Below are 23609 nucleotides of genomic sequence, written 5' to 3' on the forward strand. Positions count from 1 at the left end.
GCATATAAAAAGCCCGGACAGTTGCCCGGGCATCCAGTCATTCGAACAATTGCTTGTACTCGGATAAGCCTTCTGCGTCCAGCTGGTCTTTCGGTATGAAGCGCAAAGATGCCGAATTGATGCAATAGCGCAAGCCGCCTAAAGACGACGGGCCATCCGGGAACAAATGCCCGAGATGTGAATCGGCTGTAGCGCTCCGAACTTCCGTCCGCCGCATGCCGTGGCTTGTGTCGAAGCTTTCTTTGACCTCAGTGCCTTCCAATGGCTTTGCAAAGCTCGGCCAGCCGCAATGTGAGTCGAATTTATCTTTCGAGCTGAATAATGGCTTGCCGGACACGATGTCGACATAAATGCCGTCTTCAAAAAACTGGTCGTATTCGCCTTGGAAAGGCGGCTCCGTGCCGTTTTCCTGTGTAACATGGTATTGCATTGGCGTCAATTTCGCTTTCAAATCTTCCTTCATGATTGTCCACCCCAATTTTTTTCAATAAATCCTGCACGTCCTGAACCGACAGAATAACGGTTATAATGTGCAGGGTTTTTCTTATAATAATCCTGATGGTATTCTTCAGCCAAGTAAAACGGTTTGGCCGGCAGAATTTTTGTCGCAACCGGCTTAACGTATTTCCCTGAATTGTCCAGTTCTTGTTTGGATTTTTCAGCTGCCAGCTTTTGTTCTTCAGAATGATAAAAAATTGCCGTCTGATAGGATTGTCCGCGGTCAAAAAATTGGCCGCCAGCATCGGTCGGGTCAATTTGCGACCAAAAAATGTCGAGCAATTTTTCATAAGGAAAAACATCTGGTTGGAAAGTGATTTCCACAGCTTCATAATGTCCGGTCGTCTCTGAACAAACTTGCTCGTAGGTCGGATTCGGTAAATCGCCGCCTGTATAGCCGCTTACTACCGACTCGATGCCGTCATATGAATCGAACGGCTTAACCATGCACCAGAAACAGCCGCCTGCGAATGTCGCTTTTTCGGTTTTCATCCAATCACTCCATTCTTATTGATTGATCGTAACGCGAAGCCGGATATCATCTTCTTTCAAATTAAAGGAAGTTGCGCGGATAGCTACTCCATTGTCTATCGGAATCTCTGAGAGTTTCAGCAAAACGGTTTCCTCATCCGGAGAAACGGACATGAAATCTGGCAATTCCACTGAATCCCGCAGAAGTTTAAGCGCTGATTCGGGTGGAATATCCAATAACCCGACCTCCACTGATTTTTGGACCAGCAGCAAATTGCCATCTGGCTGGACAACAGGGTCGAACCTCAGCAAAATCGGCAAGGGCACTGAAAAAATTTCCAATTCAGACGACAAACTTACGTCCCCATTAACTGCCAAAGCCAAAGGGACAGGGGAATTAGCCATCTCCCGCTGAATATACGTATTCGCAAGCCCCTCGAAATCCGCTTTGGTCACATTGATGATCAGTGAATTGCCGCTGCCTGCGGTAATTGGCGCTGTTTCAGAAACAGCCAAACTATGGCCTTTAGCAGGGATTGTGATAATCATAAAGAACGCGATAACCGCCAAAAGGTTCAAGCTAAGTGATATAAAAAACGCGAGGCGCCATAATTTCATCTATTATCTTCACTTCCTTAATCTTGGGAACTGAACCCACATTCGGCCATCCGCTCCAGTACCCGTTCGCTCATCAAATCATAGCCTTTGCTGTTCGGATGGAAAAAATCCGAATGGTACACCAGGTTATCATTTCCTTCGAACAAATCACTGACAGGCACAAAACAGGCAAGTGGGTCTTCTTCCACTATTTCTTCCATTGTATCGTTATATGCCTGAATAATCTCTTCAAACTCCTCGACTTCGTCGGTGACCAGCGAAAAAGGGTTATAAATTCCGACCGCTATTATGGGTACAGTCGGGTTGATAGAGCGGATTGAAGCGAAGATTGTGCGGTAGCGGTTTTCGTATAACACCAACTCATCCATGAAAGCTTCGATATTCAAAGCGAAAAGATCTCGTTTGACGATCTTCATGACGTCATTCCCGCCAATCGTCATCATTACGTAATCCGCTTCAGTCAAGGGTCCGGTCAAAGTCTCTTTCTGGAACATCGCCAGCAGCTGGTCACTCCGCCGCCCGCGCTTCGCAGTGTTGTCAACTATCGCATTGCGGACACCCGGCCAGCCGCTTATTTCAGTTGCGACCCGGCCAACATAACCGCCGCGGTTTTCTATATCGCCAACGCCCTGGGAAAGTGAATCGCCGACAGCTGTAACGACAAGTGCATCAGGCACGAAATTAGGCGGCACGTAATAATTAGTGAATGCGGCCGGTTCACGAGGTGTCGCTTCTTCTTTTCCAAAAATGAAAGATGAGCTGCATCCGGTTAACATTACCGCAGTCAAAAGGACAATATACAGGATGCGTTTCAAATGCTTTCTCCTCTTTTCTGGAATGTCTTTCTTTTTATTCTGTATAAAACATAAAGCCGATTGCGCCAATGCCGGTATGAGTTGAAATGACAGGCGTGGTGTAATCAAATCTGATGTCCGTAAAACCGCTTTCAACAATTTTTTCTCGAAGCGGCTCCGCCATCGCCAAGCCTTCTGCATGGACGAGGCCTACACCTTTGATGATTTTCCCAGCAGTCCGTTCTTTAAAATCGTTCATCAAATACTGTACGACCTGTTTATAACTCCGTGCTTTCGCAACTGGTGTATATTCCCCGCCGTCCAGTGAAGCGATTGGTTTAATCTTCAAAAACGAGCCGATCATGGCACGGCCCTTGCCGATTCTGCCGCCTTTAACGAGATTATCCAGCGTATCGACGACCACAAAAAGTTTCGTGTTTTCGCGGACGTGATCCAAGCGCGCAACAATTTCTTCCAACGCTTTTCCCTGCTCCGCCATTTCAGCAGCTTCTATTACTTGGAAAGCGAGTGCATAAGAAATATATCTTGAATCGATGACCGTTACGGCAGTATCCGACAATTCCGCAGCAGTGCGGGCCGATTCAACCGTCCCGCTCATGCCCCCTGTCATATGGATCGACAATACTTGGTCGCCGTCTTTACCTAAGCGGTCATATAATTCTTTGAAAACACCAGGAGCAGGCTGCGAACTTTTCGGCAGCTGAGCTGATTTTCCCATCAGCTCCAGGAATTCCTTCGGCTGCAGGTCCACTCGATCCAAATAGGTTTTTCCGTCAATGAGAATATTCAACGGCACGACATGCAAATTGTATTTTTCAATAACATCGGGCCTTAAATCTGAAGTTGAATCCGTAACAATATGAATTTTCGACATGCAATCTCTCCTCTGTACAAAAATATATAGTCATTTCCTTAAATTGGCTTGCCCAAAACAGTTTTTTCTTCGATACAAAGGCCTTTGAGGCTTCAAACATCATCCATCGCTTGCCGCTAAAGCCGTTTCAATGCGGGAACGAACATCTGCCACCATCGCTTTCGCGGCGTCCTGTGAAATGGCTTCGGCGGAAATCGGCTCCAAAACTTGCACAGCCACGGTCCCAGACTTTACCTTATTATTATTTTTCTCCATAATTTCTGACGTTCCGCTAATGGCGATCGGCACGATGGGAACACCTGAATCCTTTGCGATGCGCATAAAGCCCGCTTTGAATTCCCCGAGCCCTTCGCCTTTGCTGCGGGTGCCTTCCGGAAAAATCAAGATTGAATGGCCTTGCTGCAGTTTCTCGACTGTGTCGCCAATCGACTTCAGCGCACTCCTGCGGTCGCTGCGGTCCAGAAACACACAATTCATTTCTTCCATATAAGCCGGTATGACCGGAAATTTCTTAACTTCTTTTTTTGAAATAAAACCAAATGGCTTTGGTATGGAAGACAACAGCACAGGAATGTCAAAATTGCCCTCGTGGTTGCTCACAAACAGTACAGGTCCTTCCAGCAAGTTTTCCAAGCCAGTCACCGTGATTTCGCTTTTGGTCCTTTTCATGATGCCCGCTGCCCATTTTTGAGGTTCGGCATGGATCAGCGCATCGTATTCGGAAGGATTCATATCCTTTTTTTGAGCTTGGAATTTTTTTAAGTTGACCGCCGCGATTGGCAAATAGCCGAATAAATACGAAAAGGTCCTTAAAGAGTTATACATGGGGTCATGACCGTTCCTTTCGTTCAAAGACCAAATAGGAAAAAGGGGTATCTCCCGATAATTGTTGTGCCGATTCCGACACAAGCTTCCATTCATCGCCATACTCCGGGAAATACGTATCACCTTCAAATTTTTTATGGATCAACGTAATGTACAACCGGTCCGCAATTGCCAGCACCGACCGGAAAATCTGCTCGCCGCCGATTACCATCACCTCTTCATGTACGCTTTCCGCCAGGCGGATTGCGTCTTCAATCGTGTGCACAACGTCCGCACCTTCTGCCTGATAATCTTTATTGCGGGTGACGATGATATTGCGGCGCTTAGGAAGCGGGCGTCCGATCGATTCATACGTATTGCGCCCCATGACCATGCCTTTGCCGACGGTATGTTTTTTGAAATAGGCGAGATCTTCCGGTATATGCCAGGGCAATTTATTGTCTTTGCCGATGACATAGCTTGGATCGTGCGCCACCATCAATGAAATCATTTTGGCTCCCCCTCGTTCTAGTAAAATGGTTGCTTTTTAAACCGCTACCGGCGCTTTAATGCGTGGATGCGGATCATACCCTTCGATTGCAATGTCTCCCACTTCCAATTCAAAGATGGACTTTTCATCTGCCGTTATTTTCAGCTTCGGCAAAGCTTTTGGCGAACGCGACAATTGTTCGTTAACTTGCTCCAAATGATTGGAATATAAATGAGTGTCGCCTGTCGTATAAACAAAATCGCCTACAGCAAGCGAGCATTCCCTCGCAATAAGATGAGTCAGCAAAGCGTACGAAGCAATATTGAATGGCATCCCTAAAAACACATCCGCACTTCGCTGGTATAGTTGGCAAGACAGCTTGCCATCTGCCACATAGAATTGGAACATGATGTGGCATGGCGGCAGCGCCATGTCCTCTATAAACTCCGGGTTCCAGGCAGTCACAATATGCCGCCGGGAATCCGGATTCTTTTTAATGGAGTCAATAACATTTTTCAATTGGTCGATTGTACCGCCATCGGTCTTTGCCCATGAGCGCCATTGTTTGCCGTAAACCGGACCAAGGTCTCCATATGTTTCCGCAAAACCGGCTTCGTTCATGATCTTTTCCTGAAAAATGACCATCTGTTGTTTATAAAGTGCTGCGAATTCGGCGTCCGTATTCGCCCTGCGCCCAAAATCAACCATATCCGGACCGCTATAATCTGCACTTTCAACCCATTGCGCAAACGCCCATTCATCCCAAATATGATTATTTTCTTTTATAAGGGATTTTACGTTCGTGTCGCCTTTTATGAACCAAAGCAGCTCGGAAGCGATCAACCGGAACGCCGTTTTTTTCGTCGTCATCAAGGGAAAACCTTCAGCCAGATCAAAACGCATCTGATGGCCAAAAACACTCTTTGTCCCAGTGCCCGTTCGGTCTTCTTTCAATGCTCCCTTATGTAAAATATGCTTGCATAAATCCAAATATTGTTCCATTTTAAGTCGCCTCCAATATTATATTAATCATAACAAAAATGCCTATAAAAATCCTTTTCGCAGAGAATCATTGAAAAAAATATGAAAAAGGCGGCGCTGATCCACAATTGGATCAGTGCCACCTTTCATCTAAAGCCGTTCATTTTTCAAGTTTTTCTTACGAGAGCCATTTAGGCGGCGTGTCTTTAGACCAGTAGATGTCACCCAATGTTATGTGCTGCTGGAAATTATCTTCCGCTACATGATAATGGAAATTAAAGAAATAGCCTTCCTGCGGCTTTTTCTCAGTTCTCACATGGAACCGAATCGCATCTTTATTGGTATCAATGTCATAAATGTGAAAAATCTTTTCCGAATGGTCGCCAGAAGGTTTTTCTGAAATTGCGAGTTTTTGCAATTCAGAGTTTCTGAATTTCGCCAAGTGCATGTCAATGGCCTGCTGCATATTCGGCAAGATTACAGACTGGAATTCTTCGCCAATGATCGGGCCGATGCGGCTGCCGAATTTCAAATAGGCCTGCTCTTCGGCAGATTTATGTACAGTATGAAGAATGGATGGATCTGCGAAATAAAATTCGCCGGGATCGATCCAATCATAAAGAACTTGTTTATCTTTTTCCTGTGCAGGCTGTGAATCATTATGCGCTTTGTCATCCAATAGTGATTCCCAAAGCATATGGCTCGGAGGAATTGCACCCAATGTCAGCACGGCAACTGCAATTATCAAAGACTTCTGCCACCATTTATTCATCTGCATCACCTTCAATTTTGAACATTTTATAAAACTTTGACAAATGCTTTTGCTTTATTATACGTTTTTCATCAGTAAAGGTTTCATCTTCTTGAAAATCATTGTACAATAAAGTTAATCATTTAGCTCTGTTTTTTCGAAATAAAGGAGGAAAATTCCATGGATGCTTCATTGCTTATCGGTTTAGGACTATTATTTTTAATTGGATATTTGACATCTTTAAGCTTCACTGACTAATTTCCATCTATCTTCCTGTCCCAATGGGAAGTACAAACATTATTAGAATTGAAAAGGACGAAAGAGGATGAATTCATCTTCTTTCGTCCTTTTTATTTATTTCGGCAATCGATGACGCCGTAATGGAATTTCGTATTCGGGCGCACGCGCCGGGCGAAACCGAATGCCTCGAAGTCACTGGAGCGGAAATGCGCTTTCATGACGACGCTTTTCCTTGCTGCACGAACCGCTTCATCTACCCAATGCTTCGTCAACTGGCCTGTGTCAGCTGCAGTGCGGACTGGTCTGAAATTGGAGGATTCACTGATTTCATCGGTGAACATCGGATCCATGTAAATAACATCGACGGCGTTATCAGGCAGAGAGGCGATATAGCTTACGGAATCTCCCGGCACCACATCAATCCTTCTCATGGCTTCCGCTAAATGCGGCATAGCTGTGTATTCCTTTAGTCCTTTGCCGACGATATAGGCGAATGCGGTATTGCTTTCACAACCTGTGACACTGCCCCCAGCTCCGACAAACTGCGATGCGACGATTGCATCAGACGCCATGCCCAATGTACAATCGACAAACGAATCTCCTGGTTCCATGCCCGACACCTCTATTAATGGATCCTGATAGATAGGGCGTTTTGTACGGAATGCAGATGAACTCGGATGAAAAAAGAACGGCTCCGTTTCGCCCAATGGGTAAAACTCAAGCCGTTCCTTTGCAGCCACAAGCACATCCGCCTTTTCTTCGGCATGGAGCTTTTCGATGGAACGCTTATTGCGGACGACAAACGGGATGCCAAGATCTTTAGCCGCCTGCGCGGCATTCCGATCGGTTATACCGTTAGGCCGGTAAGCCGTTGTGGCAATCATTTTCACTGTGCAGCTACCTGATCCAGCACTTGCGTCAAATGGCTGGAAATATGTTCAACTGAATGGTCCTCAATCTGTTCCCGCGGGATGAAATAAGCCAATTCGCCATCTTTTATCACGGCAATAGATGGTGATGAAGGCGGCACTTCTGCAAAAAAGCTGCGCATCTGCTCGGTCGCTTCTTTATCTTGCCCAGCAAACACTGTCGCCAAGTGATCTGGCTTTGCAGCAGTTCCTTTTAACGCTTCAATTACCCCAGGACGCGCGAGTCCAGCGGCACAGCCGCAAATTGAATTGATGACAACTAGGCTGGTACCTGACGCCTCAGCCATAAAACTATTAACCTCTTCTGCCGTCAGTAATTCTTTGAACCCTTCACTAGCCAACTCTTGGCGCATCGGAACTACAATGCCTTTCATATACTCATCATATGCATTCATGTTTTCGCCTACTTTCATATTTTATCTTTTCCACTTGGTATAGAGTGTTTCTTCTTACTCATTCTAACTTAAGTACCGCAGAGTTTCATAATTTGCCGCTTTAAATATGAGTTTTATGTTAGTTTTTATATGGTTTCTTAAAAATATGGGTACACTTTTTTTATGTCTTCTCCTCGCAAAATAGCCAGAGCATGGTTCAGCAGCACATTTTCTAATTGACGATCCACGACTTTTATTGCCTTTTTTAGGGTGTCCAAAATGGCTGGATACTTCTTCCAATCGTCGAGTGTTGACTGACTGATGCCAGATTGTGGGCAATCCGTTCATCTATCATACTCTATCTTGTTCATTCTCTAAGTGATATTCAACCCTCTTCAGCTACCCAGTCCCTAAGCTTCCCATTAAATATCTTTTTCCCCCCCCACTCTCCTGCTATTCACTTTTTAGACAAAGAAAAAAAGCCTCTTGAATTGGAAGCGTTTGATTACTTAATAAGATGGCTATAGATTTCTTGAATGATAGCTGTGAAGGATTTTCTCAAAGACTCGCTATTATCTTCTCCAGAATCAAGAGTAAATATTAAACCATGATTCATATGCAATTCAAGTTTTACAGCCGAATACTCAATGTGTCCAGGACGCATATATTTTAACTCAACAATGTCCAGTGGATATGTTTGGATTTCATACTGCATTGAATTTCTTCTAACTTCAGAAATAAACCTAATGTGAAAAACATAAAAAATTGCATCTGTTAAGTTTTCTTCAAAAAGGTTTTTTGGGTATATGTAAGAAACCATACCTTCTCCAAAAATTTCCTCAAAAGTTTTGCGAACATCGAAACTGTCAAAACCTTTTTCAGATATATAGTAGTTAACTATTTCTTCAATTCTTTCCCGTTCATTTTCTTTTGTGAACATTACAACTCACTTCCTTCTCAAGTATCTTTCAACATAAAAAAAGGATTATCCTTCTCAAAATAATAAATATCTCCGAAGAAATGCTACTAATTGATGAGCTTACATTTTCATAACCTCTTCATAAACAATTCTATAGAGTATTGGGATAAATTCATTTACCCATCAATGTTAGCTTCAATATTTTTTGCAGCTTGCATTAGCTCTTGGATATACTTATGTTTATCACTATTATCTTCTTCAATTTTGCTAAATACCATAAAAGATTGCGACCTAAGAAATCTTTATTTCGAATATTCTGAAATTAGTATTACATTTTTATGTTTTTTTAAAAATAGAGCAGATTTTTGACATTCTATGTGGTATGTTATAGAAAATAATATGCATCATAATCTACATACCAGCTTTCCAATTCCGGAAAGGAGAATGTAAAATGTCATTAGATAGCATAAAAGAAATGCTCAAGACTGTACATTATTACAACACGGTTAATATCACCCAAACTTTCAGTAAAGGTGAAGATGCTGTTATTACAGCTAGATGCATTAGAAACACCAATATCCTTGAAATCACTTTCTATGAAGAGCAGAAAGTGGAACAATTCACCTGCATTGAAAAAGCAGCCGCGGCAATCGACCGGGCAATCAACTCGAACCAATATTCTACAAACTCCTGAATCTTTCAGGAGTTTTTTTATTCTTTACTCGTTATTTTCCTTGCATTTCTCTACAATTGCATTGCCGAAAAAAAATGAAAAGCCACCGAATAGTAACCGCCAGCTTATTAACTCATTTACCACTCTTCTTTTCGGCATATTGTTCATTGATAAAGCCGAGCATTTCCTCAAAAAGATCCCCTTCATACCATACATATGGAATCTTTTGGTCCAATCCGGCTTTATCCATTTCAAGGCTTGTCGCAGATAATTGGACAATCCTTGTATCATCGGTTGCTGCATCTTCCTTGAGTTCTTTACCTGTGAAATGCTTTTTAACCTTTCCAAAAAATTGGTCCCTTTCGTTGTCGCTGCCGAAATCCCATGAATCGTATTTTCCCTGATGCAATAATTCGATGGAATAAATATTTCCGCTCATAATAATTTCCTCCTCTTAGGCATTTGCGCTTGCCAAGTTTATCAATATACAAAGCAGTTCCCTGTTTCCCCCTCTTTGAAAACCTTTAAGGAAAAATAAAAACCAGCGGCTGATGGTACGCCGCTGGCCCTTTGCTTCACTTTTCTTCTTTCATCGCTTGGCGCGCTTCGGTCATTTGCTTCCACACCGAGCCTTTAGCGTCTTCCCCTTGAGCAATCCGCGCGATTGCCATCTTCACTTGCAGTTTCACTTCAAACTCCGTATCGCCCGCTGCATGTTCAAGTGCGGGAAGAGAAGCCTCTGTTCCGCTTTCATAAAGAAACATTGCTGCACGCCAGCGCACCAATTTGTTTTTATCCTTTAAAGCTTCCGCCATGACAGGCTCAAATTCCTCGAAGCCAAGATCGCTGATGGTGTCACCGGCAGTCCTTCGCACTGCCCAGCTCTTGTCTTTCATAGCCTGCCCAATATATGGGACGACCGTTTTGTCTTTAATATCGCCAAGGAAAATGACTGCTTGGCGGCGGATGGACATCTTTTCATCTGCCAATGCTTTCGCAAGCAATGGGACATCGTCAAGTTCTCCTTCCGCCATCTGGTCCAGCAGCTGGAAACGTGTTTCCCAGTCCGGCACATCAAATTCTTCAAGGCTTACTTTGCGGCCTCTGACAAATGCAGTCGCTGCCCCTGATGTTTGTGCGCCTGCCATTTCAAGAAGGCGCTCCTGCGGATAGGCAGCATCGATTTCTTCTACAACATGCTGGCCAATTTCTTCTTTTTCGCCGTAGCGTACGCCGTAATCGGCCCATTTCCGCTGCAGCAAGTAATTTTCTTCAGTCGGATCCATCACAGCATTCATCGCTTGAATAAAACGTTCAGGCATAGCGAAACGCTTTTCAGATTCATTGTCAAAAACCTTTACTTGAAGCGGTATCCCTTTAAACTGCTGCACATGGACGTAGACTTCGCCGAAATGCTCGTCGATGCTGATTTCTTCGTCCACAGCCTTGCTGTGTTCACCGAATGCACGGCGGACTTCCGCTAAAATAGTTTCCCAGTCAAATTTCGAATTCCGCTCCACTGCCAAAAAATCCGCTACATGATAAACGCCTTTAACGCCATCGATTTCAAGGATTTGGGCGATTTCAACTGGAGCACCCTGCACATTGGCAGAAGTATAATTATGGCTTTTGCCGAACGGCAGCTCCTGATCTATAATCACTTTCATCGTATTCGGGCTAGGTGTAGGTTCTATCATTTTGATTTTCATGAAAAAAATTCCTCCTGGTTTTAGGATTTATGCCTCCGCAAGTTCCTGAAGGTATGTCCAGCGTTCGATTAACTGATCGTATTGCTCGGTCAATGCATCGATTTCCTGAGTTAGTTTGTCCAGTTTTTCAAAATCAGAGCCGGCCGCAGCCATCTTTCCTTCCTGCTCTTCAATTTTCGCTTCCACTCCTGAAATATTTTCAAGAATCTTTTTGTATTCAATCTGCTCTTTGTAAGTCATTTTCTTTTTCTCCACCGGAGCCTTAGGGGTTTCCGGTTGTTCTACAGCCGGCTGTGCCGCCGCCATTTCCATCGGAGCTGTTTTCTCTTTTATGAAATCGGAATACAAACCTTGGTATTCCAAAATCTCTCCTGAGCCGGTCGTCCATAATTTGCTTGCAATCCGATCTAAGAAAAAGCGGTCATGGGAAATCGTGATAACGAGTCCTGGGAAATTTTCAAGAAAATCTTCCAATACCGAAAGCGTCTGGATGTCCAGATCGTTGGTCGGCTCATCGAGCAGCAAAATGTTCGGTTGTTCCATTAACAGTTTCAGCAGATAAAGCCGCTTGCGCTCGCCGCCTGACAATTTACCGATCTGCGTGCCGTGGCCATTCGAAGGGAACAAGAATCTCTCAAGCATTTGTGTGGCGGAAAGACGAACGCCTTTAGCCGCCTCGTAATCACTTGAAATTTCCTGGATATACTCAATCATCCGCTGAGACTCGTCCATCTCAGGAAGATGCTGTGTGAAATGGGCAATCTTAACGGTGCTGCCGTATTCCAATTTTCCTTCCGTCGGTTGGTATTCACCCGCAAGGATTTTCATCAAAGTCGATTTACCAGCGCCATTAGGACCAACAATGCCGATCCGATCTCCGCCCTGCATAAGGAAATTGAAATTTCGAAAAATGACTTTGTCACCGAATGACATGCCCACATTTTCGCCCTCGATGATTTTCTTGCCAAGGCGCTGGCTTTGCATGGATAGTTCAAGCGACGTGTTGTCGTTTTCTTTTTGGACGCTGTCCTGTATCTCTTCAAACCGCTGAATGCGCGCTTTTTGCTTCGTTGAACGGGCTTTCGCGCCGCGGCGGATCCATTTCAACTCGGACCGGAAACGGTTTTCCAATTTTTGCTGCGAAGAAGCAGCCATTTCGTCGCGGATAGCCTTATTCTCTAAATAGTCGCCGTAATTCCCTTTATGCGTATAAAGCGTTTGGTCAGCAAGTTCGAAAATATGCGTTGAGACGGCATCTAGGAAATAGCGGTCATGCGTAACGAACAACATAGCGCTGTTCATGCGCAGCAAAGTCTCTTGCAGCCATTCCGTGGAGATGGCGTCAAGATGGTTGGTCGGTTCATCCAGCAAGATCAAGTCAGCTGGTTCGATCAACGCTTTCGCCAAAGCAACACGCTTGCGCTGGCCGCCTGACAGTTCACTGATTTGCTGATCATACATGTCGATTCCCAGTTTGGACAATGCTGTTTTCGCCATAGCATTAATATCCCAAGCATTGTCCTGCTCCATGCCTTCCTGGATTTTCATTAATTCATCCTGCAATTGAGTCGAACTGGAATCTGCCATCATGTTTTTCAATGCCTGTTCGTATGAACGGTTTAAAGCCAGAATCGGCGAATCGCCTGAGAACACGGTTTCAAGCACAGTCAACGATTCGTCAAATTCCGGTTCCTGCATCAAATAAGTGATGCGGTATTTTTTCGGGTGGTCCATGACGATAGAGTCTGATTCCATGTCACCTGAGAGGATAGACATCAATGTCGACTTTCCGGTGCCGTTGACGCCGATCAAGCCAGCGCGTTCACCTGGATACAATGAAAATTCAACATTTTTGAAGAGCGTTTTCGCTCCAACTGTCTTCGTTAAGTTCGTAATATTTAAGTGGCTCATTTATTCCCATCCGTTTCTTTTTTTAGTTGCTCTAAAAAGGATAGCATAAATTGATGGCGTTCTTCAGCAATCTGCTTCCCACCAGCAGTATTCATACTATTTTTCAATAATAGCAGCTTCTCGTAAAAATGAGTTGCGCTGCTCGTCGGAGCCGAACGATACTCCTCCTCGGTCATTTCACTGCGCGGTTTTTCTTCCCAATCGTATAGTTTGCGGCCTTTTGCGCCACCGTATGCGAATGTACGCGCAATGCCGATGGCCCCTATGGCATCTAAACGGTCAGCGTCCTGGACGATTTCCGCTTCAATGGTTGAGGGTGGTATGCCGTTTCCGCCTTTAAAGGAAACCGACCGGATTATGTCTTTTATACTTCGCTTCTGATTATCCGTAAGACGCAGATTATCCAAAATCTCTGTTTCCGGATCTTCCCCATCGCGCGTATATTTCGGGTCAGAAACATCATGCAACAGCACTGCTATGTCAATCAGGAACTCGTCCGCAGTTTCTTGCTCCAGTATAGCTTCTGCATTTTTCCTTACCCGTTCGATATGCTGCCAGTCATGGCTGGCGTCGAATAAATCGTATATTTTTCGTGCCGCTTGTTCACACTCGCTGATTACGTTCTGCATCTAATTTTAGCCCCTTTTCTTCTATTATAAACGGTATTCATTACTGTTCGCTTTTCTTTTCCCGGCGCATTGACGATTTGGCATGCTTAATGTATAGTATAGCCATCCATTAAAAGGTTTTTTAATGGTGCCACGGCAAGACTCAATAATAGGGGGAACGCGCATGCACCAGGGCAAAGTTAAATGGTTCAACTCAGAAAAAGGTTATGGGTTTATTGAACACAATAATGGTGATGACGTCTTCGTCCACTTTACTGGCATCCAAGGTGACGGATTCAGGACACTCGAAGAAGGCAAACCCGTGTCTTTTGAAATTATTGACGGCAATCGTGGTCCGCAGGCAGCAAATGTGGTCGAGATCACCAATTAAACATAATAGCTTTTTGCTTTAGAGACCTGCGGAATTCCACCTGGTCTCTTTTTTTGTGCTCTTGCGCAAGTCCCCTTTACTATGGTCTATTCCTAAGCTCTACCCGCATCAAAGCCGGCGGCGGATAATTCCGCCGCCGGCTTTGCCGGTCGATCATTTATGGCCAGTGCCAACTTTGTTTAATTCATTCCCTAAAAATTGCAGTTGAGAGCCGACGGAACAATTGCTGATGCAAAAACGATGAGCGGCGGTTTTGCCTTGCTCTTTACGGATTTGCTTGCGTACGAAACACCCTTCGCAATAGGTTTCCATCATGCCGTCAATCTCGTTAATAATTGAAAGCTTGTTCAAGCTGTCACCCCTCTAAATTGCCGTTCGTTTATTTTACTACTGATTTGTCATTTAATGCAACAATAGTTATACTAGCAAAGGATAATTTCACTTTTTGCGGCGGTTCGAAAACTCCCGCCTCAACAAAACTAAGGAGGACCATCATTGTATAACGAATTTTTAGGATTGGGCTTCGCCATGATCAATTTCATCCTTATGCTCATCATGTATAAGGTTTTCGGTAAAACCGGTTTGTTCGCGTGGGTGGCCATTTCCACGGTTCTGGCTAATATCCAAGTGACAAAGACCATCGAGATTTTAGCGCTGACCGCGACGCTCGGCAATAGCCTATATGCTTCCACTTTCTTGGCAACCGACATATTGAATGAAAAATACGGCAAAAAAGACGCCCGCAAAGCAGTGTGGCTCGGCTTTGCTTCTCTGCTTATCATGGTTATTGTAATGCAGTTCGGGTTGAAATTCATACCAGCGGAAAGCGATATCGCGGACGGCTCGCTGCACACTATCTTCGGCTTGGTCCCGCAAATCGCGCTTGGCAGCATGATTGCCTATCTCGCCAGCCAGCATATAGATGTCATCATCTTTTCAGCAATCCGCAAAGTGTTTCCAAAAGACAGCCAATTTTGGATCCGCAACAACGGTTCCACGCTAATCAGCCAATTGATTGATACGCTCATTTTCACAAGCATTGCGTTTTATGGCGTTTTCCCATTCGATATTTGGCTGCAAATATTCATTTCGACGTATATCCTAAAATTCATCGTGACTGTACTCGCTACACCGTTCGGCTATATGGCGAAAGCGATCCAACCAATTGACGAAAAGCAGGTGTAATTATGCTGGAAGTTTTTGTAGATGCCGCGACTGCCGGCGACCCGAAAGTTAGTGCCGCCGGGATTTTTATCAGAGGCGAAGGGCAGCTTCTCAAAAAAAGCCGATATCTCGGAGAAATGGACAACCATACAGCGGAGTTTGCTGCTTTGATCATCGGATTGGAAATGGCGAAAGAGTTGACTTCCGGGATGGTGTCCATCAAATCCGATTCCCAAGTTACAGTTGATGCATTTGAACGCGAATTTACGAAAAACGCGAAGTTCAAACCGCTCCTCGAACAAGCGCTGGAACTGGCGACGCATTTTGATTATTGTTTTATCAAATGGATTCCCGATTCCCAAAACCGTGCTGCCGATGATCTTGCAAGGATCGAGCTGCGCTCTCATAGGTGAAGGCTCCTGATATAAGTCGAACCAAAATGGATGACATTGAAATTAGCTACGGTCGTTTTGGGCAGGGCTCACAATGAGCCTAAAAAACCCACTCGTCTCATTGCTAAGAAACCTTCAGTATCTGTCTCTGTCTCTGTCTCTGTATCACTGCGCTAGCTTCGAGACATGAAAGTGCATTGCAGCTCTGCATGCTTCGTCGCAAAGGTATTCCCAATTCTTGGGTCAATCTCTTCGGAGCTGTTTTGCTCTATATCAGCCTACATCCCTCATTATAAAGTTAACTTCATATAGCACTAGTTTTTGGCAGACGCTTTCTAGAAAGTCTGGTAAACTTGAAACAGTTGAATTAAATGGGGGAAAATTATGAGATCAAAAATTGGAATTGTACTCGATATTTTCATTTTAGTAATCGGACCTTGGATTCTTTATACCCGCATCATTGAAATTATGGAGCGTGGAGTTTCTGTGTACCCGGTAATTTCCATCATCATAATCTCACTTGCGATCGTATTTTCGATTTATAATCTGTACTTGGCGCTTTCCGCGCGCCAGCAGCGCAACCCGAAAAAATAGCTTGAAAAGGTGATTCTATTGCATTCGGTTTTATTTTACATTGTACCTATCGTAATTTACTTAGTGGTCAATAATATTGTTGATAATCTGTACTGGCCGCATTTCTTGGTTCTGCTGTTATCGTTTTTGATGTTTCAGCTTGTCAGGGTGCGTTATCCGAAAGATGGCGTACCGCTTTACGCGAAAGTTACACAAGCTGCATTTTATGTACTGACTGTCACATTCATTTTCCGCGACCAATACCTTAATCCACAGATCATCAATATCTTATTGGCCGTGACAATCGGCCTTGTGATTGCGGAAATTATGCAAAACAGGAAAAAACCGTCGAAATGACGGTTTTTTGTCGTTTATCTGCCAATTATTCCCTTTTTTCCATATCAGTACCTTTTCAAACTCTCTTCCCTTATGATGGAAAAAAGGAGGTTTTTGTTATGAGGAAATTAGTTTTGCCTTTTCTATCCGTTGCACTTCTTGCTGCATGCAATGACGCTCCTGCTAATCCCGAGAAAGCGACTGCTCCTACTGAGGCGATTGCACAAGGTTTGGATTCCCCATGGTCCATCAATAAAATCAATGATGAATTTTATATCTCGGAACGCCCAGGTACTGTCGCCCATGTGGATGCGGAAGGTGGTGTGGCGCACCAGCAAGTAAATTTCTCCGATCCGTTGTCGGATGCCGCTGAAGCTGGCTTTCTCGGTTTTGTTCTGGCGAATGATTTTGAAGAAAGCCGCCAAGCTTACGGCTATTATGTTTATGATCGGGATGGCCGGTCTTTCAATAAAGTTGCCCGCTTCCAGCTCAATGGCGACGCTTGGCAAGAAACCGATGTCTTGATTGAAGGCATCCCTACTGGAAATGTCCACCATGGCGGCAGACTGGAAATTGATGAAGACGGCGCCCTTTATGCAACGGTCGGGGATGCTTCTGAACCTGACCTCGCCCAGGATATGGGATCAGTCAATGGCAAGATTCTTAAATTGAATGACAACGATGAATTTTCGATTTATTCCAGCGGCCACCGAAATCCTCAAGGCATTGCCTGGAACGGCGCTGACATGTACGCTTCTGAACACGGCCAATCAGCAAATGATGAAATTAACATTATCAATGAAGGCGATAACTACGGCTGGCCGCTCATCGAAGGCGAAGAAACCAAGGATGGCCTGGTTTCCCCTTATTTTACAACCGGTTCTAATGATACGTGGGCGCCGAGCGGACTGGCCATTCAAGATGGGCAGCTCTACATCGCTGCACTCCGCGGCACTGCTGTAAAGGTTATGGATCTGGAAACTGGCGAAGTAACTGACTCCATTGAAGGCTTTGGACGGGTACGCGATGTCTATTCTGACGGGGAGGATATTTATTTCATCTCCAATAATACGGACGGACGCGGAACACCGATTGAAGGCGATGACAAATTATATAGGCTCAGCAATGAATAAAAGCGCCGTTTGGGCGCTTTTTTCATAGGAATTTAATCATCAGCTCTTCATCGATATAGCGGTTGCCAATTTTCATCGCCCGCACATCAATTCCGTATTTTTTAAAACCTAAATTTTCATAGAGCTTCAAAGCGGCTGTATTTCCACAGGACACCGCCAAATACAATTGTTCGATTTCTTCAATGGCGTAAGCGGCTTCGATCAGTTCCTGCATCAATCGATGCGCGATGCCTTTCCCTCTTGCAGACGGTGTCACGTAAACGGCGTAGACCGATGCCCGGTGCAGCAGCTTTGTTCCTGTGTCCCGCGACAGCGTGACATTGCCTGCCAGTTTGCCTTCTAGAAAAGCGCCGAACGTTATCGCATTGGCGCCAGCCAGCCGGTCAGCTGTTTTTGACAGCGGAGCATTTTGCGCATCTTCCAGCGAGGCTCCGAATGCATCTCCGTCGTTTGCCAATGCCTCTAGGCGAAGATCCCTGTAGTCCCTCGCATCTGCAACAGTCAATTTCCGGATTTCCATGGCCGTCGCCCCTTTTCATGTGAATTGCAATAGCATTTTTCCAGTTCCGCCGCCCGCTTCGATTAGCGCGTGTGCACCATTGATAAATGTAAGCTGCGGCGGCACGTGGCCGCAATCGATATCATAGATGATCGGCACTCCCAATTCTTCTGAAAGATCCGCGTACATTTTTTCGGCTGTATAACCATTTACCGGCTCGTTTGCCGGGCTTCTTCCGAAAACAATACCAGATATGCCGTAGAACCAGCCCGCATATTTCATTTGCGTTAACGATCGTTTCATGTCAGCGATATTCATTTCGCAATTCTCCAGGTACCAGACGACCGGCTCTCCGGGAATGTGCTGCTGACGGAAAGCTTCGACATCACCGTATGGCGTGCCAATAAGATGGCGGATCACATCGATGCAGCCTCCCAGCAATCGGCCTTCCATATGTTCCGTTTCACCAGACACTGTTTTCCACTGTGTTTCTTCGGTCAGATGAAAAACGACAGGCGATGGATTTTCATGGTCCCAGCTCAACTGAAATTTTTGGGAAGCAACCTGCTCGACGCTTTCTCCTGGTTTTGTTTGAAGCACCTCGAGCCATTTCGCGCTTACGGCATCCATTTCTGGTCCTCTCAAGTCCACGAAATTCAAGCCATGGGCAGTTGCAATACCCGTCTTTAACGTAATCGCCAATAGCAATAAGCTGATGTCCGAATAGCCGACAATCCATTTTGGGGGGATTTTTTGAAAATCCATGAATTCCAGAATTTCAATCAATAATTCCCCTCCCCATGGCGGCATGACGATATCTATTGAAGGGTCGGTCAACATTCCCATTAATTCGGCGGCTCTAGTCTCTGCCGGAGCCGACTTGGCCAATGCCTGCGTCCAAGCAGTTTCGCCGACTGTGACTTGGAAGCCTCGTTGTTCTTGGCGCTTGATTGATTGTTTCAGCGTATCATGAATTTCTGGAGCAACACCGGATGATGGCGCCGTCACTCCAATCGACTGCTTGGATAATGTTGGGTAAATGATCATTTTACGGCTCCTCCCTTATCTTCCGTTATGTAAAATAAATGAGTCCATAAAGCAGTGCGCAGAGGATTAGTCCTCCCAGCAAAAATAAAAACGATTGGGTTAAGAAGTCCCAGATTACACTTGGCTTTCGATCAAGCTTTTTTACATCCATTTGTGACACACCTAACGAAAGCCCTGATGAATGGAGTTCGTTCGTTATTTTCCCTGTTTTCCTTATGCGGCGGGGTTCCATCAAATTCCTCCTAAAACTATAATTGAAAAAAAGTAGATTAGTTATATTATACTAAAGTGCCGCAGATTGTGCAGAAATTTTTTTATTATTTTGAAAACCCTAAAAATCGCTCGCTTACACCCCGCCATGAAGGGTATATCAGTTAAAAGATATTCAGCGAGGAGGTTTGTAAGCAGATGAAGATATTAGTGATAGGAGCGAACGGTCAAATTGGCAGGCATCTGGTCAAATTGCTTGCTGACAGCACCGCTCATACGCCAATAGCAATGATCCGAAGGCAGCACCAAATCAGCTTTTTCAATAGCCTTGGAGTCCAAACAGTTTTAGCGTCGCTCGAAGACAGCGTCGATGATATCGCCCAAGCCATGGACGGCTGCGATGCTGCCGTTTTTGCTGCAGGCAGCGGAGGTGATACCGGTGCAGACCAGACGCTGCTGATCGACTTGGACGGCGCGGCCAAATCGATTGAAGCCGCAGAACAAACCGGAACTGACCGCTTTTTAATGGTCAGCGCGATCCATGCCGACAAACGCGAATCTTGGGGAGACGAAATTGCCCCCTATTATGTCGCTAAACACCACGCAGATAACATTCTCCGCGCTAGCGGTTTGAACTACACAATCATCCGGCCGGGGCTCTTGACGAATAATCCAGGAACGGGACTCATCGAGGCGAGGGAAAGCCTGGAATCTGGTCCGATACCGCGCGAAGATGTTGCAAGGGTCCTTTTTCATTCACTCGACAATGTCCATGTGTTCAATAAAACCTTCGAAATCATCTCGGGCGACACCTTAATTGAAGATGCCCTAAGCCAACTATAATCCAAAAGACGGCCCTTTCTACTTACAGAAAGGGCCGTCTTTTCTATGCCTGTACGTGTGGCTTTGCTTTTAAGCTCTTTATTCCGAGAACTGCCTGGAACACGAATGCTACGGTACAAATAATGATCGCTGCCCACCCGAGCGAAGTGATTGGCTGCAACAGCACCGTACGAAGAACAATCAGCAGCAGCATTGTCGCCAAAGCGAAATTCACGATATAAGGCTTGTCGTAAAACTTTTTCAATGAATAACCTGCAAAAATCGCCACCGCGATAATTAATAATGATAACGCCATTTCCATAACTTTTCCCCATCCCTGAACGGTTTGTCTAAATTTTAGCATATTTCGCAAGCAATCGGAAGTGCCCCTCTCGAAAGACAGTTTCATTGCAGGAGTTTAATGATATTTGGCGAAACCTTTAGCTTATAAAGACCGTATAACAATTATGGAAAAAGAAATCTTGAGGAGGAAGCAAATTGAATAACCACGAAATCGATTTCAAATTACACGGTGACGACATGCAGTTTGTCGAAGTGGAACTTGATCCTGCTGAGACGGTGATTGCGGAAGCTGGCGCGTTAATGATGATGGAAGACGGCATCACGATGGAGACCATTTTCGGCGACGGTTCTAAGAGTTCAGGCGGCTCTGGCCTCATGGGCAAGTTGATGGGTGCCGGCAAACGTGTACTGACCGGTGAAAGCTTGTTCATGACTGCGTTCACGAACAATGGAACGGGCAAACGCCATGTTTCTTTTGCCGCTCCTTATCCTGGCAAAATTATCGCCATGGACTTGAGCATGCTCGGCGGCAAGATCATTTGCCAAAAAGATTCATTTTTAGCAGCAGCCAAAGGCGTTTCCATCGGCATTGAATTGCAGCAAAAACTCGGAGCCGGCTTTTTTGGCGGCGAAGGCTTTATTATGCAAAAAGTCGAAGGCGACGGCTTAGCTTTTGTCCATGCCGGCGGAACGCTGATCCGGAAAAACCTCCAAAAAGGCGAAGTGCTAAGGGTCGATACAGGCTGCCTTGTCGCCATGACGGCTGATGTGGATTACAACATTGAACGGGTCGCAGGGATTAAGACCGCTTTGTTTGGCGGTGAAGGCTTGTTTTTTGCTACGCTGCGCGGACCTGGCAGTGTTTGGATCCAATCAATGCCTTTCAGCCGATTGGCGAGCCGCGTTTTTGCCGCTGCACCCCAAAATCCTGCCGGCAGCTCGCAAGGTGAAGGCAGCATCGCCGGAGGCTTATTCAATATACTGGGCGGCAAATAAAATTCCGCACGCACAAAGGGCAGTCCGTGAAAGTCTTAAAATGACTTTCGCGGACTGCCCTTATTCTTTTACATCGCTATTTCATTGATATTAGAAACCTTTATTGTTCCTTACGCGTTTGCATTTCTTCTACAATGCCTGTAAATTTGTCAAAATCGAATTCGACACTATTCGGCTTATAGAAATACAAGATCGATTGGCGTTCTCCTTGTGCAAGCATAAAATCCACAACCGCTTTCGGGCTCGCCATATCTACACCTGATTTTTCGGCTGCCGCCAAACTGTCGAGAATCGCTGATGGTGTCGCTGCCATCAAACCATCCTTTCCTTTTGTTTAGCTTCTGCTTGTTTCATATACATCACTTCACCCGCAACAATTGTCATTTCTACTTTCGCTTCAACGATTTGTTCCGGTTCTCCTGCAAACAGATCCCGGTCCAACACTGTAAAGTCTGCGTCAAACCCTTTCAGGATCCGTCCGCGTTCGTGTTCTTTGCAGATTGCTGCTGCGCTGCCGCTTGTATACAACTGAATCGCTTCGAAGCGGCTAAGCTTTTCGTGCGGCATATAGCCCTCATGTGTTTCATAGGGCTTTCTTCTCGCCACCGCTGCGTAAATGCCGAGCAGCGGATCGACTTCTTCGATTGGTGCATCCGACCCGCCAGCTGAAATCAGCCCCTTGTCGAGCAGGCTCTTCCAGGCATATGCCCAATTGATGCGCTCCACGCCAAGCCGTTCAACGACCCATGGGAAATCTGAAGTCACAAAGCTTGGCTGAATGTCCAACGCAACATCCAGTTTTTGCATGCGCTCGACCAAATCTTCCCGCACCACCATGGCATGGATCAACCTGTCCCTTTTTCCTGCTGGGACAGGATGGGCTTCAATCGCGTCAAGCGCTTTTTCCATTCCAAGATCACCAATCACGTGGACAGCAACCGCTTCGCCGTGTTTGCGCGCCATTCCGACGAGACGCTTCAGCTCATCGTCGCTGTGAATCGCCACACCGCTCGTTGCTGGATCGTCGTTATAAGGTTTGCTGAGCAATGCCGTTTTGCCGCCGATTGAGCCGTCCGCAAATATCTTCATCGCGCCAGGATCAATAAATGGTTCATTGTAGTCAGCCGTTTCCATCATGTTTTCAAATACGCTATGGGCTCGGAGAAGATGAGCCCGGAATTTTAAGGGCCCGCCGATTACATTTTTAAACGCCTGCAACGGGCGGTTGTAATCACCGTAATAGCCCATATCTTCCGTATGGGCACCGGTCAAGCCGAGCGACAGCAAATCCTCTACAGAAGTTTTTAACGCTGTCGTCAGATAATCTACGCTCACTTCCGGCACTTGGCTTGAAACGAGGTCTTGCGCAGCATCCAACAAATATCCTGTAGGTTCGCCGTCATTATCACGGACGATGACGCCGCCTTCCGGATCTGGCGTATCTTTTGTGATGCCTGCCAGTTTAAGTGCACTGGAATTTGCTAAGATGGCATGGCGGCATACACGCTTCAGCAGCATCGGCGATGTAGAAATCTCATCCAATTCGTCGCGGTGGAAAATTTTCCGGTCTGCGAAATTGTTTTCATTCCAGCCTTCTCCAATAAACCACTCGTTTTCCGCAAGGTTTTGCGTCGAACGAATCAATTCTGTTTTCATTTCTTCAGCCGATTCGATTTTGGATAAATCCACCCGCAGCAACTTTTCCCCGTGGCCGATCATGTGCATATGGCTATCGACAAAACCCGGATAAACGACTTTCCCCTGCAAATCGATTTCCTCGTCCGCCTTGCCCCTCAATTGAGTATAAGAACCCATCTGCTCTATTTTTCCGCCCGATACGAGCACCGCTTCAACGGTTTCTCCTTCCGACGCCATTGTATAAATAATGCCTCCATGCCATAAGGTTTTCATGATGTCACTCCTTTTCTACTCTTAATCATAAGTCCAAAGACGCTCGTATTCAACAACATTGATTCTAAATAGCACAAAAGTTAAGGCAATTTGCCAGTGCGACAAAATAGCGGTAAAATATGCTATAATTAAGTCCATATTTTAGAAAGCTGAGGTGAACCCTCCTA

The 23609-nt window shown here is 45.4% G+C and carries 31 protein-coding genes; 9 read left to right on the top strand and 22 right to left on the bottom strand.

What is annotated here, in order from left to right; all coding sequences use genetic code 11:
- Window positions 1-37: 37 nt before the first annotated feature.
- The 12 genes from msrB to AC4EHJ_RS03235 all read right to left on the bottom strand — a co-directional run bounded on the left by msrB (window position 38) and on the right by AC4EHJ_RS03235 (window position 8785).
- A complete protein-coding gene (gene msrB, locus AC4EHJ_RS03180; RefSeq protein WP_490974142.1) occupies window positions 38-463 on the bottom strand; it encodes a peptide-methionine (R)-S-oxide reductase MsrB in 426 nt (141 codons plus the stop codon).
- Window positions 460-990, bottom strand: coding sequence for a peptide-methionine (S)-S-oxide reductase MsrA (gene msrA, locus AC4EHJ_RS03185; protein WP_490974143.1), 531 nt, complete (start codon window positions 988-990; stop codon window positions 460-462). The genes msrB and msrA overlap by 4 nt, the downstream gene beginning before the upstream one ends.
- A gap of 15 nt (window positions 991-1005) precedes the next feature.
- Window positions 1006-1587: a YpmS family protein gene (locus AC4EHJ_RS03190; protein WP_490974144.1), complete on the bottom strand. Its 582-nt coding sequence runs from the start codon at window positions 1585-1587 to the stop codon at window positions 1006-1008.
- A gap of 17 nt (window positions 1588-1604) precedes the next feature.
- Window positions 1605-2402, bottom strand: a complete 798-nt coding sequence (locus AC4EHJ_RS03195; protein WP_490974145.1) for a GDSL-type esterase/lipase family protein — start codon at window positions 2400-2402, stop codon at window positions 1605-1607.
- Window positions 2403-2436: 34 nt separating this feature from the next.
- Window positions 2437-3276, bottom strand: coding sequence for a DegV family protein (locus AC4EHJ_RS03200; protein WP_490974146.1), 840 nt, complete (start codon window positions 3274-3276; stop codon window positions 2437-2439).
- 99 nt (window positions 3277-3375) lie between these two features.
- Window positions 3376-4101 carry a lysophospholipid acyltransferase family protein gene (locus tag AC4EHJ_RS03205; protein ID WP_490974147.1) on the bottom strand — a complete coding sequence of 242 codons (726 nt, stop codon included), beginning with the start codon at window positions 4099-4101 and terminating at the stop codon, window positions 3376-3378.
- Between the two features lie 4 nt (window positions 4102-4105).
- On the bottom strand, window positions 4106-4591 hold the full coding sequence (locus AC4EHJ_RS03210; RefSeq protein WP_490974148.1) for a dihydrofolate reductase: 486 nt from the start codon (window positions 4589-4591) through the stop codon (window positions 4106-4108).
- Between the two features lie 36 nt (window positions 4592-4627).
- Window positions 4628-5572: a thymidylate synthase gene (locus AC4EHJ_RS03215; protein WP_490974149.1), complete on the bottom strand. Its 945-nt coding sequence runs from the start codon at window positions 5570-5572 to the stop codon at window positions 4628-4630.
- Between the two features lie 157 nt (window positions 5573-5729).
- On the bottom strand, window positions 5730-6323 hold the full coding sequence (locus AC4EHJ_RS03220) for a YpjP family protein (protein ID WP_490974150.1): 594 nt from the start codon (window positions 6321-6323) through the stop codon (window positions 5730-5732).
- Window positions 6324-6652: 329 nt separating this feature from the next.
- Window positions 6653-7426 carry a class I SAM-dependent methyltransferase gene (locus AC4EHJ_RS03225; RefSeq protein WP_490975609.1) on the bottom strand — a complete coding sequence of 258 codons (774 nt, stop codon included), beginning with the start codon at window positions 7424-7426 and terminating at the stop codon, window positions 6653-6655.
- A 2-nt stretch (window positions 7427-7428) separates the two neighbouring features.
- Window positions 7429-7866, bottom strand: a complete 438-nt coding sequence (locus AC4EHJ_RS03230; protein ID WP_490974151.1) for a BrxA/BrxB family bacilliredoxin — start codon at window positions 7864-7866, stop codon at window positions 7429-7431.
- Window positions 7867-8350: 484 nt separating this feature from the next.
- Window positions 8351-8785 (bottom strand): hypothetical protein, encoded by a 435-nt coding sequence (locus AC4EHJ_RS03235; RefSeq protein ID WP_490974152.1) that lies wholly within the window; start codon window positions 8783-8785, stop codon window positions 8351-8353.
- A 430-nt stretch (window positions 8786-9215) separates the two neighbouring features.
- Between AC4EHJ_RS03235 and AC4EHJ_RS03240 the strand changes: the two genes are divergently transcribed.
- Window positions 9216-9458: a hypothetical protein gene (locus tag AC4EHJ_RS03240; RefSeq protein WP_490974153.1), complete on the top strand. Its 243-nt coding sequence runs from the start codon at window positions 9216-9218 to the stop codon at window positions 9456-9458.
- 112 nt (window positions 9459-9570) lie between these two features.
- Here AC4EHJ_RS03240 and AC4EHJ_RS03245 read toward each other — a convergent pair whose 3' ends face one another.
- The 4 genes from AC4EHJ_RS03245 to AC4EHJ_RS03260 form a co-directional block, all read right to left on the bottom strand.
- The gene (locus AC4EHJ_RS03245; RefSeq protein WP_490974154.1) at window positions 9571-9876 is read right to left on the bottom strand and encodes a hypothetical protein; all 306 of its coding nucleotides are present in this window, start codon (window positions 9874-9876) and stop codon (window positions 9571-9573) included.
- Window positions 9877-10012: 136 nt separating this feature from the next.
- Window positions 10013-11146: a conserved virulence factor C family protein gene (locus tag AC4EHJ_RS03250; RefSeq protein ID WP_490974155.1), complete on the bottom strand. Its 1134-nt coding sequence runs from the start codon at window positions 11144-11146 to the stop codon at window positions 10013-10015.
- Between the two features lie 27 nt (window positions 11147-11173).
- Window positions 11174-13057: an ABC-F family ATP-binding cassette domain-containing protein gene (locus tag AC4EHJ_RS03255; RefSeq protein WP_490974156.1), complete on the bottom strand. Its 1884-nt coding sequence runs from the start codon at window positions 13055-13057 to the stop codon at window positions 11174-11176.
- A complete protein-coding gene (locus AC4EHJ_RS03260; protein ID WP_490974157.1) occupies window positions 13054-13686 on the bottom strand; it encodes an HD domain-containing protein in 633 nt (210 codons plus the stop codon). Before AC4EHJ_RS03260 ends, AC4EHJ_RS03255 begins: the two co-directional genes overlap by 4 nt.
- A 163-nt stretch (window positions 13687-13849) precedes the next feature.
- On the opposite strand from AC4EHJ_RS03260, the gene AC4EHJ_RS03265 reads away from it, so the two are divergent.
- Window positions 13850-14056: a cold-shock protein gene (locus AC4EHJ_RS03265; protein ID WP_490974158.1), complete on the top strand. Its 207-nt coding sequence runs from the start codon at window positions 13850-13852 to the stop codon at window positions 14054-14056.
- Between the two features lie 153 nt (window positions 14057-14209).
- Here the strand turns inward: AC4EHJ_RS03265 and AC4EHJ_RS03270 are convergent, their stop codons facing one another.
- Window positions 14210-14407 (bottom strand): zinc-finger domain-containing protein, encoded by a 198-nt coding sequence (locus tag AC4EHJ_RS03270; RefSeq protein WP_490974159.1) that lies wholly within the window; start codon window positions 14405-14407, stop codon window positions 14210-14212.
- Window positions 14408-14551: 144 nt separating this feature from the next.
- Here AC4EHJ_RS03270 and AC4EHJ_RS03275 point away from each other — a divergent pair, with 144 nt between their 5' ends.
- From AC4EHJ_RS03275 to AC4EHJ_RS03295, 5 genes are all read left to right on the top strand, one after another.
- Window positions 14552-15241 (top strand): queuosine precursor transporter, encoded by a 690-nt coding sequence (locus tag AC4EHJ_RS03275; RefSeq protein WP_490974160.1) that lies wholly within the window; start codon window positions 14552-14554, stop codon window positions 15239-15241.
- Between the two features lie 2 nt (window positions 15242-15243).
- The gene (locus AC4EHJ_RS03280) at window positions 15244-15633 is read left to right on the top strand and encodes a ribonuclease HI family protein (protein ID WP_490974161.1); all 390 of its coding nucleotides are present in this window, start codon (window positions 15244-15246) and stop codon (window positions 15631-15633) included.
- Window positions 15634-15996: 363 nt separating this feature from the next.
- A complete protein-coding gene (locus AC4EHJ_RS03285; protein WP_490974162.1) occupies window positions 15997-16206 on the top strand; it encodes a hypothetical protein in 210 nt (69 codons plus the stop codon).
- An 18-nt stretch (window positions 16207-16224) separates the two neighbouring features.
- Window positions 16225-16542, top strand: a complete 318-nt coding sequence (locus AC4EHJ_RS03290) for a hypothetical protein (RefSeq protein WP_490974163.1) — start codon at window positions 16225-16227, stop codon at window positions 16540-16542.
- A 98-nt stretch (window positions 16543-16640) separates the two neighbouring features.
- Complete coding sequence (locus AC4EHJ_RS03295) at window positions 16641-17654, top strand: PQQ-dependent sugar dehydrogenase (RefSeq protein WP_490974164.1); 1014 nt, start codon at window positions 16641-16643, stop codon at window positions 17652-17654.
- A gap of 22 nt (window positions 17655-17676) precedes the next feature.
- On the opposite strand, the gene AC4EHJ_RS03300 is transcribed toward AC4EHJ_RS03295, so the two are convergent.
- Both AC4EHJ_RS03300 and AC4EHJ_RS03305 read right to left on the bottom strand, forming a co-directional pair.
- The gene (locus AC4EHJ_RS03300) at window positions 17677-18174 is read right to left on the bottom strand and encodes a GNAT family N-acetyltransferase (protein ID WP_490974165.1); all 498 of its coding nucleotides are present in this window, start codon (window positions 18172-18174) and stop codon (window positions 17677-17679) included.
- A 15-nt stretch (window positions 18175-18189) separates the two neighbouring features.
- Complete coding sequence (locus AC4EHJ_RS03305) at window positions 18190-19200, bottom strand: S66 family peptidase (RefSeq protein ID WP_490974166.1); 1011 nt, start codon at window positions 19198-19200, stop codon at window positions 18190-18192.
- Window positions 19201-19608: 408 nt separating this feature from the next.
- Between AC4EHJ_RS03305 and AC4EHJ_RS03310 the strand changes: the two genes are divergently transcribed.
- The gene (locus tag AC4EHJ_RS03310; protein WP_490974167.1) at window positions 19609-20253 is read left to right on the top strand and encodes an SDR family oxidoreductase; all 645 of its coding nucleotides are present in this window, start codon (window positions 19609-19611) and stop codon (window positions 20251-20253) included.
- A 43-nt stretch (window positions 20254-20296) separates the two neighbouring features.
- On the opposite strand, the gene AC4EHJ_RS03315 is transcribed toward AC4EHJ_RS03310, so the two are convergent.
- On the bottom strand, window positions 20297-20554 hold the full coding sequence (locus AC4EHJ_RS03315) for a hypothetical protein (protein WP_490974168.1): 258 nt from the start codon (window positions 20552-20554) through the stop codon (window positions 20297-20299).
- A gap of 176 nt (window positions 20555-20730) precedes the next feature.
- On the opposite strand from AC4EHJ_RS03315, the gene AC4EHJ_RS03320 reads away from it, so the two are divergent.
- Window positions 20731-21531: a TIGR00266 family protein gene (locus tag AC4EHJ_RS03320; protein ID WP_490974169.1), complete on the top strand. Its 801-nt coding sequence runs from the start codon at window positions 20731-20733 to the stop codon at window positions 21529-21531.
- Between the two features lie 100 nt (window positions 21532-21631).
- On the opposite strand, the gene AC4EHJ_RS03325 is transcribed toward AC4EHJ_RS03320, so the two are convergent.
- Both AC4EHJ_RS03325 and AC4EHJ_RS03330 read right to left on the bottom strand, forming a co-directional pair.
- Window positions 21632-21844: a hypothetical protein gene (locus AC4EHJ_RS03325; RefSeq protein WP_490974170.1), complete on the bottom strand. Its 213-nt coding sequence runs from the start codon at window positions 21842-21844 to the stop codon at window positions 21632-21634.
- Window positions 21844-23442 carry an amidohydrolase gene (locus AC4EHJ_RS03330; protein ID WP_490974171.1) on the bottom strand — a complete coding sequence of 533 codons (1599 nt, stop codon included), beginning with the start codon at window positions 23440-23442 and terminating at the stop codon, window positions 21844-21846. Before AC4EHJ_RS03330 ends, AC4EHJ_RS03325 begins: the two co-directional genes overlap by 1 nt.
- Between the last annotated feature and the right edge of the window lie 167 nt (window positions 23443-23609).

The sequence above is a fragment of the Planococcus sp. TJ-301 genome (genome assembly GCF_058268475.1).

Excerpts from the sequence above, each read along its gene's own strand:
- msrB (WP_490974142.1), bottom strand. The coding sequence starts at position 463 with ATGAAGGAAGATTTGAAAGCGAAATTGACGCCAATGCAATACCATGTT.
- msrA (WP_490974143.1), bottom strand. The coding sequence starts at position 990 with ATGAAAACCGAAAAAGCGACATTCGCAGGCGGCTGTTTCTGGTGCATG.
- AC4EHJ_RS03190 (WP_490974144.1), bottom strand. The coding sequence starts at position 1,587 with ATGAAATTATGGCGCCTCGCGTTTTTTATATCACTTAGCTTGAACCTT.
- AC4EHJ_RS03200 (WP_490974146.1), bottom strand. The coding sequence starts at position 3,276 with ATGTCGAAAATTCATATTGTTACGGATTCAACTTCAGATTTAAGGCCC.
- AC4EHJ_RS03205 (WP_490974147.1), bottom strand. The coding sequence starts at position 4,101 with ATGTATAACTCTTTAAGGACCTTTTCGTATTTATTCGGCTATTTGCCA.
- AC4EHJ_RS03210 (WP_490974148.1), bottom strand. The coding sequence starts at position 4,591 with ATGATTTCATTGATGGTGGCGCACGATCCAAGCTATGTCATCGGCAAA.
- AC4EHJ_RS03215 (WP_490974149.1), bottom strand. The coding sequence starts at position 5,572 with ATGGAACAATATTTGGATTTATGCAAGCATATTTTACATAAGGGAGCA.
- AC4EHJ_RS03220 (WP_490974150.1), bottom strand. The coding sequence starts at position 6,323 with ATGAATAAATGGTGGCAGAAGTCTTTGATAATTGCAGTTGCCGTGCTG.
- AC4EHJ_RS03225 (WP_490975609.1), bottom strand. The coding sequence starts at position 7,426 with ATGATTGCCACAACGGCTTACCGGCCTAACGGTATAACCGATCGGAAT.
- AC4EHJ_RS03230 (WP_490974151.1), bottom strand. The coding sequence starts at position 7,866 with ATGAATGCATATGATGAGTATATGAAAGGCATTGTAGTTCCGATGCGC.
- AC4EHJ_RS03235 (WP_490974152.1), bottom strand. The coding sequence starts at position 8,785 with ATGTTCACAAAAGAAAATGAACGGGAAAGAATTGAAGAAATAGTTAAC.
- AC4EHJ_RS03240 (WP_490974153.1), top strand. The coding sequence starts at position 9,216 with ATGTCATTAGATAGCATAAAAGAAATGCTCAAGACTGTACATTATTAC.
- AC4EHJ_RS03245 (WP_490974154.1), bottom strand. The coding sequence starts at position 9,876 with ATGAGCGGAAATATTTATTCCATCGAATTATTGCATCAGGGAAAATAC.
- AC4EHJ_RS03250 (WP_490974155.1), bottom strand. The coding sequence starts at position 11,146 with ATGAAAATCAAAATGATAGAACCTACACCTAGCCCGAATACGATGAAA.
- AC4EHJ_RS03255 (WP_490974156.1), bottom strand. The coding sequence starts at position 13,057 with ATGAGCCACTTAAATATTACGAACTTAACGAAGACAGTTGGAGCGAAA.
- AC4EHJ_RS03260 (WP_490974157.1), bottom strand. The coding sequence starts at position 13,686 with ATGCAGAACGTAATCAGCGAGTGTGAACAAGCGGCACGAAAAATATAC.
- AC4EHJ_RS03265 (WP_490974158.1), top strand. The coding sequence starts at position 13,850 with ATGCACCAGGGCAAAGTTAAATGGTTCAACTCAGAAAAAGGTTATGGG.
- AC4EHJ_RS03280 (WP_490974161.1), top strand. The coding sequence starts at position 15,244 with ATGCTGGAAGTTTTTGTAGATGCCGCGACTGCCGGCGACCCGAAAGTT.
- AC4EHJ_RS03285 (WP_490974162.1), top strand. The coding sequence starts at position 15,997 with ATGAGATCAAAAATTGGAATTGTACTCGATATTTTCATTTTAGTAATC.
- AC4EHJ_RS03295 (WP_490974164.1), top strand. The coding sequence starts at position 16,641 with ATGAGGAAATTAGTTTTGCCTTTTCTATCCGTTGCACTTCTTGCTGCA.
- AC4EHJ_RS03300 (WP_490974165.1), bottom strand. The coding sequence starts at position 18,174 with ATGGAAATCCGGAAATTGACTGTTGCAGATGCGAGGGACTACAGGGAT.
- AC4EHJ_RS03305 (WP_490974166.1), bottom strand. The coding sequence starts at position 19,200 with ATGATCATTTACCCAACATTATCCAAGCAGTCGATTGGAGTGACGGCG.
- AC4EHJ_RS03310 (WP_490974167.1), top strand. The coding sequence starts at position 19,609 with ATGAAGATATTAGTGATAGGAGCGAACGGTCAAATTGGCAGGCATCTG.
- AC4EHJ_RS03315 (WP_490974168.1), bottom strand. The coding sequence starts at position 20,554 with ATGGAAATGGCGTTATCATTATTAATTATCGCGGTGGCGATTTTTGCA.
- AC4EHJ_RS03325 (WP_490974170.1), bottom strand. The coding sequence starts at position 21,844 with ATGGCAGCGACACCATCAGCGATTCTCGACAGTTTGGCGGCAGCCGAA.
- AC4EHJ_RS03330 (WP_490974171.1), bottom strand. The coding sequence starts at position 23,442 with ATGAAAACCTTATGGCATGGAGGCATTATTTATACAATGGCGTCGGAA.